At 62.7% G+C, this 7321-nt stretch carries 6 protein-coding genes and 1 pseudogene; 3 read left to right on the top strand and 4 right to left on the bottom strand.

All coding sequences use genetic code 11. The annotated features are described in order from the left end of the window. Window positions 1-267: 267 nt before the first annotated feature. The 3 genes and pseudogenes from istB to DBR23_RS16440 form a co-directional block, all read right to left on the bottom strand. On the bottom strand, window positions 268-1053 hold the full coding sequence (gene istB / locus DBR23_RS16450) for an IS21-like element helper ATPase IstB (RefSeq protein WP_024815605.1): 786 nt from the start codon (window positions 1051-1053) through the stop codon (window positions 268-270). After that, window positions 1046-2572 carry an IS21 family transposase gene (istA, locus tag DBR23_RS16445; RefSeq protein WP_056637686.1) on the bottom strand — a complete coding sequence of 509 codons (1527 nt, stop codon included), beginning with the start codon at window positions 2570-2572 and terminating at the stop codon, window positions 1046-1048. Before istA ends, istB begins: the two co-directional genes overlap by 8 nt. Before the next feature lie 117 nt (window positions 2573-2689). Further along, window positions 2690-2935: pseudogene (locus DBR23_RS16440) on the bottom strand (transposase); the annotation flags it as partial. A 236-nt stretch (window positions 2936-3171) separates the two neighbouring features. On the opposite strand from DBR23_RS16440, the gene DBR23_RS16435 reads away from it, so the two are divergent. After that, window positions 3172-3456, top strand: coding sequence for an antitoxin (locus DBR23_RS16435; protein ID WP_056638830.1), 285 nt, complete (start codon window positions 3172-3174; stop codon window positions 3454-3456). Window positions 3457-3691: 235 nt separating this feature from the next. Here the strand turns inward: DBR23_RS16435 and glmS are convergent, their stop codons facing one another. After that, window positions 3692-5626, bottom strand: a complete 1935-nt coding sequence (gene glmS, locus DBR23_RS16430; protein WP_108498956.1) for a glutamine--fructose-6-phosphate transaminase (isomerizing) — start codon at window positions 5624-5626, stop codon at window positions 3692-3694. A 139-nt stretch (window positions 5627-5765) separates the two neighbouring features. On the opposite strand from glmS, the gene DBR23_RS16425 reads away from it, so the two are divergent. Together DBR23_RS16425 and DBR23_RS16420 are read left to right on the top strand one after the other, a co-directional pair. Further along, window positions 5766-6254, top strand: coding sequence for an Lrp/AsnC family transcriptional regulator (locus DBR23_RS16425; protein WP_108498955.1), 489 nt, complete (start codon window positions 5766-5768; stop codon window positions 6252-6254). Between the two features lie 266 nt (window positions 6255-6520). After that, window positions 6521-7321, top strand: an 801-nt coding sequence (locus DBR23_RS16420; protein WP_233250501.1) for a diguanylate cyclase, incomplete at its 3' end; no start/stop codon positions are given.

The following is a 7321-nucleotide window of genomic DNA, read 5'->3' as shown; positions in this document are numbered from 1 at the left end:
ATCAAGATCTCCCTGGGGGCCCTCAGCCCGATCGAATACCGGGTGAGCCTTGGACTTGCGGCATAAAACCAGTCCAAGTTTTTATCCGCACCCCCACCGTGCCGATTGAATTTTGAGCCAGGGCTAATGGCCAACCTGTGAAGGTCGGCTGTGGATAAGTGTAGTGCCTTGGGTCGGTTTTGGTCTCCTTGGTGATCGAGCTCGGTGGTCGTCCGTTGAGGGTAAGCCGCGCAGGGCGAAGCCCGTAGCGGCTTGCCCTTGAGCCGCTCAGAACGGCTCAGCCTTCTTGGCCTGTTCGCGTGCCTTGATGCGTTTCTTGGCCACGGCTGTGCTGTGCATGAACCTGTGGGACTCGTTGCCCGTCTCGACGATGTGGCAGTGGTGCGTGAGTCGATCCAGCAGTGCCGTGGTCATCTTGGCATCGCCGAACACGCTGGACCATTCCTTGAAGTCCAGGTTGGTGGTGATCATCACGCTGGTCTGCTCGTAGAGCTTGCTCAGCAGGTGGAACAGCAAGGCGCCGCCTGCCTGGCTGAAGGGCAGGTAGCCCAGCTCATCAAGGATGACCAGGTCCATGCGCTGCAAGCTCGCTGCGATGCGGCCTGCCTTGCCTTGGGCCTTCTCCTGCTCCAGTGCGTTGACCAGGTCCACCGTGGAGTAAAACCGCACGCGTGAGCCATGGCGCGTGATGCCCGCCACGCCGATGGCCGTGGCCAGATGCGTCTTGCCCGTGCCGGGGCCACCCACCAGCACCACGTTGTGCGCCTGCTCGGTGAACGCCATGCTGGCCAACTGCTCGATGAGCTTTTTGTCCACGGGCGAGCATTCGAAGTCGAAGCCCGCCAGGTCGCGGTGCACGGGGAACTTCGCCGTGTGCATCTGGTAGCTCACTGAGCGCATGGCTCTGTCCGTGACTTCCGCTTGCAGCAGGTGCTCCAGCAGCCAGCGCGAGCTCTCCAGCGTGGCGTGGCCGCCTTGCTTGACCAGGTCCTCCCAGGCCCCGGCCATGCCGTACAGGCGCAGCTCTTTGAACTCCTTGTCCAGCTCACGCATGATCGGCCTCCTGCATGTCGCTGCCAGCGCGCAGGCTGTCATAGCGCGCCGTGTCGGCCAGGGGTGTCTGGCTCACTTGCAGGTTGGTCGCAACCGTCTCGGGCAGGGGCTGCGCTTGCAGGCGGCCGAGCACGTTGATGACGTGCTCGGTGCTCACCCGCCCCGATGGCGGCGCACTCTCCAGGGCCAACTCCACCGCCACCAGCACGGCGTCCAGCCCTTGCTTGGGCACCTCGGCCAGTACCTGCGCCATCACCCTGTCGCCCCCCTCCTGGTGCAGCAAGCCTTTGCGCATGCGCTGCAATGGCTCGGGCAGGTCTGCAAAGGGCGCGCCGTTGCGCAGCGCGCCCGGCTTGCGCTCGATCAGCGGCACGTAATGCTGCCAGTCGTAGCGGGTCTGGTTGCGATCGCTCAGGCGCTCGTGCGTGGCCACCATAGCATCGCCGGCCACCACCACGATCTGCGCCGGGTACAGGTGTGTGCTGACCATTTGCCCCGCCCATTCGCAGGGCACCGAGTAGCGGTTGCGCGCCACCGTCACCAGGCAGGTGCTGCTCACCTTGGCCGGGTTCTCAACATAGCCATCAAAGGCCACCGGCATCGGCATCAGGTGGCTTTGCTCCAGCTCCAGCATCTCGGCGATGCTGAACGCTTTGTGCTGCGGGTGGCGCAGCTCTCGCCACAGAGCCCGGCAGCGCTCGCCCAGCCACGCATTGAGCTCGGTAAAGCTGCCAAAGCGCCGTTGCCCCGCCTCCACCCAGATGCGACGGCGGCTGTCTTGCACATCCTTCTCCACGCGCCCCTTCTCCCAGCCGCTGGCACGGTTGCAAAAATCAGGGTCGAACAGATAGTGCGCGCACATGGCTGCAAAGCGCGCATTGACCACGCGGCCTTTGCCCTTCTTGACTTTGTCGACCGCCGTCTTCATGTTGTCGTAGATGCCACGGCGTGCCACGCCACCCAGCGCTGCAAAGCTGCGGGTGTGCGCATCGAACAGCATCTCGTGGCCTTGGCTGGGGTAGGCCACCAGCCAGAAGGCCCCACTGGCACACAGCTTCATGTGCGAGACCTGCATGCGGTAGTACACCCCGCCCACCAGCAAGCCGTCTTCGCTCCAGTCGAACTGGAAGGCCTCGCCAAGCTCGAAAGTCAATGGCACGAAGGCCTTGCAGGCCGCCTGTTGGCCTTCACCTTGGCGCCACTTGCGGATGAAGTCCGTCACCCGCGTGTAGCCACCTTCGTAGCCCGCTGCCTTGATCTGCGTGAACAAGGCCTTGGCCGTGCGCCGCTCCTTCTTGGGCCGCTTGGCATCGGCCTTCAAGGCTTGCTTGAGCTCCGCCTCGTGCGCCGACAGCTTGGTCGCCTTCGCCGCCTCCCGGCGGTACTTGGGCTCGACCGGCTGCGCCTCGTCCAGCCACTTGGCCACCGTGTTGCGCGACAGGCCCGTGGCCCTCGATATCTCCCGCTTCGTCTTCTTGTCCCGGCGGTGCATCCGCCGTATCTTGCCAATCATGTCCATGGTGATCACCCTCTTCATTCCCTTGCTGCACAAAACAGCAGGGTAGGTAAAACACCTGGCTCAGTTTTAGGTCGGCATCACACCAAAAAGTGGCTCAGTTTTCGGTCGGCGTCAACAGATCGGGGTGTCAAAGAGGGCTTCTTCCATCGCCAGATCCGACAAGGTAAACCACTGCTGCATGCAGTGGATGCGCAGCATGGTCTCCAGGGCAAAGGGTGGGCGGCCGTTCTTGCCCTCGGGGTAGTACGGGGCAATGACATCGATCAATGCAGCCCAGGGAACCACCCGATCCATCTGGACCAGCAGTTCCTGTTTGCGGGTCTTCTTGGTGCTCAGATTCAGGTCAAGGCTGCTTTGCTTCATGGCCTGTGAGGATGCCATTGCATGCTGACATGTACCAAACACTGCGGGGGGTTTTGCAGGATTTCCCTAGATGCTTGTTTACGACTTTAATTGCGTGTTTACGACTTTAATTACCCAGAATACCGACGATGGGCCGCTATCTCCTGCGCAGATATCGGTGCTTCAGGCAGTGGCCAATGAGGATCTGCCGAAGGGGGCAGTTGTTCGCATAAGCAGTCTTTTTGCTGGAGGATGACATGCCGAAAAAGCACACCACCAACCCTTTGCTGATAGCCCGCGTCGGCTGGAGCAATGGCTCCCAGACGGTAGTGTTGCCGCCCGGATTCAGGTTTGCCGATTCCGTCCGTGAGGTGTTCATCCGCCGCGATGGCGAGAGGCTGGTGTTGACCCCGCGTCCAACCGATTGGTCTGACTTCTTTGCTTCGGGGGTGAAGACCTCGGCCGACTTCATGGCGGTGCGCGAACGCTTGCCAAATTCAGGAACGTGTGGTTTGACGTCCAGCCTGTTGAGCCCGAGGTAGTGCGTGGATTCACGACTCCTTGTCGTTCATGCGTCCGTCCGAACCGCTTCCGGTGACAGGTACCCTTGGGGCTTTATCTACAGGCTGCAGAGCTATCTTTACGACCCACAGTGCATGAGTCAAATTTGTAGAAAATTCCCACAATCGAAAAATAATTGTTGAAATCTAATTTTTATACATGAAAAAGTCCATAACTTTAGTCAATTAAGGCAAAAAAAGCGGTCCGTTCGACAAGTCACTCCACCGTGACGCTCTTGGCCAAATTTCTGGGCTTATCCACATCCGTCCCCCGCGCGCAGGCCGTGTGGTACGCCAGCAGCTGTAGCGGCACCACATGCAGTAGCGGGCTCAAGGGGCCGTAGTGCTCGGGCATGCGGATGACGTGGATACCCTCGCTGCTCTCGATGCGGGTGTCGGCGTCAGCCAGCACGTACAGCACACCCGCGCGCGCACGGACTTCCTGCATGTTGCTCTTGAGCTTTTCGAGCAGGGTGTCGTTGGGTGCTACGGTGACCACGGGCATGGCGCTGGTCACCAGGGCCAGGGGGCCGTGCTTGAGTTCGCCGGCCGGGTAGGCCTCGGCGTGAATGTAGCTAATTTCCTTGAGCTTCAGGGCACCTTCGAGGGCGATGGGGTAATGCAGCCCCCGGCCCAAAAAGAGCGCGTTTTCCATGCGCGCAAAGTCTTCGGCCCAACTGATGATTTGTGGCTCCAACGCCAGAACAGCCTGCAAGGCCACAGGCAGGTGGCGCATGGCTTTGAGGTGCGCAGCTTCCTGCTCGTCATTCAAACGACCCTTGGATTGGGCCAGCGCCAGCGTCAGCAAGAACAAGCCCGCCAGCTGTGTGGTGAAGGCCTTGGTGCTTGCCACGCCGATCTCGACACCGGCGCGCGTGATGTAGGCCAGCTTGCATTCGCGCACCATGGCGCTGGTGGCGACGTTGCAGATGGTGAGCGTGTGCTGCATGCCCAACGACTGCGCGTGGCGCAGGGCGGCCAGCGTGTCGGCGGTTTCGCCGCTTTGGCTGATGGCGACAACGAGGGTGCGCGGGTTGGGCACGCTGGTGCGGTAGCGGTATTCACTGGCCACTTCCACTTGCGTGGGGATGCCAGCAATGTCTTCCAGCCAGTATTTGGCGGTGCAGCCGCTGTAGTAGCTCGTACCGCAGGCCAGGATCAACACGTTGTCGATCTCCTTGAACACACGCCAGGCGGCCGCGCCGGGCTCGCCATGCTGGCCTGCGCCGTCGAACAGCTCGGGCACGATGCCGGCCAGGCCTTCCAGCGTGTCGGCAATCGCGCGTGGCTGCTCGAAGATTTCCTTTTGCATGTAGTGGCGGTAAGGCCCCAGCTCGGCCGCGCCACTGTGGGCGAGCACGGTGCGCACGGGGCGCTGCTCGGTGGTCAGCGCGTTGCCGTCCTTACCGACGATCCAGTAGCGGCCCAGCTGCAGGTCCACCAGGTCGCCTTCTTCCAGGTAGATGATCTGGTCGGTGACGCCCGCCAGGGCCATGGCGTCACTGGCCAGAAAGTGCTCGCGCGACGCAGATGCGCCAGCGGTGGCGTCTTTGCCCACCCCCAGGATCAATGGGGACCCGGCGCGTGCCCCCACCACGCGATGGGGTTCGTCCTTGTGCATGACGGCGATGGCGTAGGCGCCGTGCAGTTCGGCCACGGTGGCCTGCACGGCTTCGAACAGGTCGCCGCTGTAATGGCTGTCCACCAGATGGGCGATGACCTCCGTGTCGGTCTGGCTCGCAAACACATAGCCGCGTGCCTGCAGTACCTTGCGCAGTTCTTCGTGGTTTTCAATGATGCCGTTGTGCACCAGCGCCACGCGACCTGCGCCTTGAACCTGCGCGTCTGCGCCCGTGCCGTGGCTGAAATGCGGATGGGCGTTGTGCACGGCGGGCGCGCCGTGGGTGGCCCAGCGGGTGTGGGCGATGCCTGTGGCACCGTCGATGTGCTCGGTGCTCACCTGCTCCAGCAGCTCGGCCACGCGGGCGGTGCTGCGGGCGCGCTGCAGGCCGGCAGGGCGCGTGGCGTCGAGACTGGACGCATGCACGGCCACGCCGCAGGAGTCATAGCCTCGGTATTCAAGCCGCTGCAGGCCCTGCACGAGGATGGGAACGATGTTGCGCGTGGAGACTGCGCCGACGATGCCGCACATGGTGGTTGCCCTTGGGTTGGATTCGATGGGGCGATCGTAGGCAGCAAAGAGAAAAATTATTCATTGATATTTGCACAAAAATGAACTTAAATTTCACCAATTCACATTGGTGAAATTTTTATTCATTTTTTATCAATCGATGGAATCAATATCTCTCGATGCAATCGATCTCCAGCTGCTCAACCTGCTGCAAACCGATGCCGCACAAAGCAACCAGGCCCTGGCCGAACAGGTGCATGTGTCCCCGCCCACCTGCCTGCGCCGGGTCAAGCGCCTGCATGATGTGGGGCTGATCGAGCGGCAGGTGGCCATCTTGCAGCCCGACCGACTGGCAGCGCTGCAGGGCCATGGGCTGGGGTGCATCGTGGAGGTGTCGCTGGACCGCCAGGGCGCAGAACAACTCGACGCGTTCGAAGCCCGCGCCGTGCAGGAGGCCGCGGTGCAGCAGTGCTGGCGCGTGTCGCCGGGGCCCGACTTTGTGCTGGTGGTGCACACGCGGGACATGCCGGGCTACCTGGCGCTGTCGCAGCGGCTGTTCACCGGCGACGCCAATGTGCGCAATGTGAAGGCGTTCTTTGCGACCCGTCGTGCCAAATTTGAAACAAAAGTGCCAGTAGCGCTAGTGTGATATGCCTTAGTTGCTATCAATTTATTAGCAAATCACTCCAAATCCTCGCCGACGCCCTCTCACCACTGAGCCCCACAAACCACCCCGACAGTCCCGGCAACAAGGCCCCACCACCATCAACGTCATCCAGGCGACGGATGGGGCATGGTCCACGGTCATTTCTTGCTGGTATCGCCTGACCGGGCGTTGTAAGCTCCGCCGCACTTTCTACCTACCTGGCCGGTGGATGCCCGCGTGGCAGCGCCGCCTTTTCCCCCGCATACCCCATGCCGACGCCCCGCCGCCAGATGCCCCGCCGCATCTACCCCTTGCGCATCCTGGGCATGGGGCTGGGCGGCATGGTGGTGGCAACGGTGCTGTGGGAGCGCCAGGCATCCCCCATGGCCTGGACCGCGCTCTTACTGGCAACGCTGGGGTGGCCGCATGTGGCCTACCTGCTCACCCGCCGCGCGGCCGACCCGTACGCCGCCGAGGTGCGCAACCTGCTCATCGACTCGGCGCTGGTTGCTGCGCTGGTGCCCCTGATGCACTTCAACCTGCTGCCCAGCGTGATGTTGCTCACCCTCACCATGGTGGACAAGATCACGACCGGCATCCGGGGGCTGTGGGCGCGCGCCCTGTGGGTGATGCTGGCGGCCGGCGCCGCCAGCACAGTGGTCATGGGCCTGCACTGGGCGCCCGAGACCTCCATGAGCGTGATGGTGGCCTGCCTGCCGGTGATGTCGCTGCACACGCTGTCGGTCAGCGTGGTCAGCTACCAGCTCATCCGGCAGTCTGCGCGCCAGAACCAGATGCTGGACGAGCTGCGCCGTGTGGACGCGCTGACCGGCCTGTTCGGGCGCGGCCACTGGCAAGAGCAGGCAGAGGCCGCACTGCGCCGCCACCACACCACCGACGAGCCCGCCTGCATGCTGATGCTGGACATCGACCATTTCAAGGAGATCAACGACGCCTACGGCCACACCGTGGGCGACGAGGTGATCCGCGCGCTGGCCCATGTGGTGCGGGGCAACGTGCGCGCAGGCGACTGCGCGGGGCGCTACGGCGGGGACGAGTTCGCCATCGTG

The organism is Acidovorax sp. HMWF018 (assembly GCF_003061035.1).
GTDB classification, from domain to species: domain Bacteria; phylum Pseudomonadota; class Gammaproteobacteria; order Burkholderiales; family Burkholderiaceae_C; genus Acidovorax; species Acidovorax delafieldii.
This window is presented reverse-complemented; position numbering and strand designations above follow the sequence as displayed.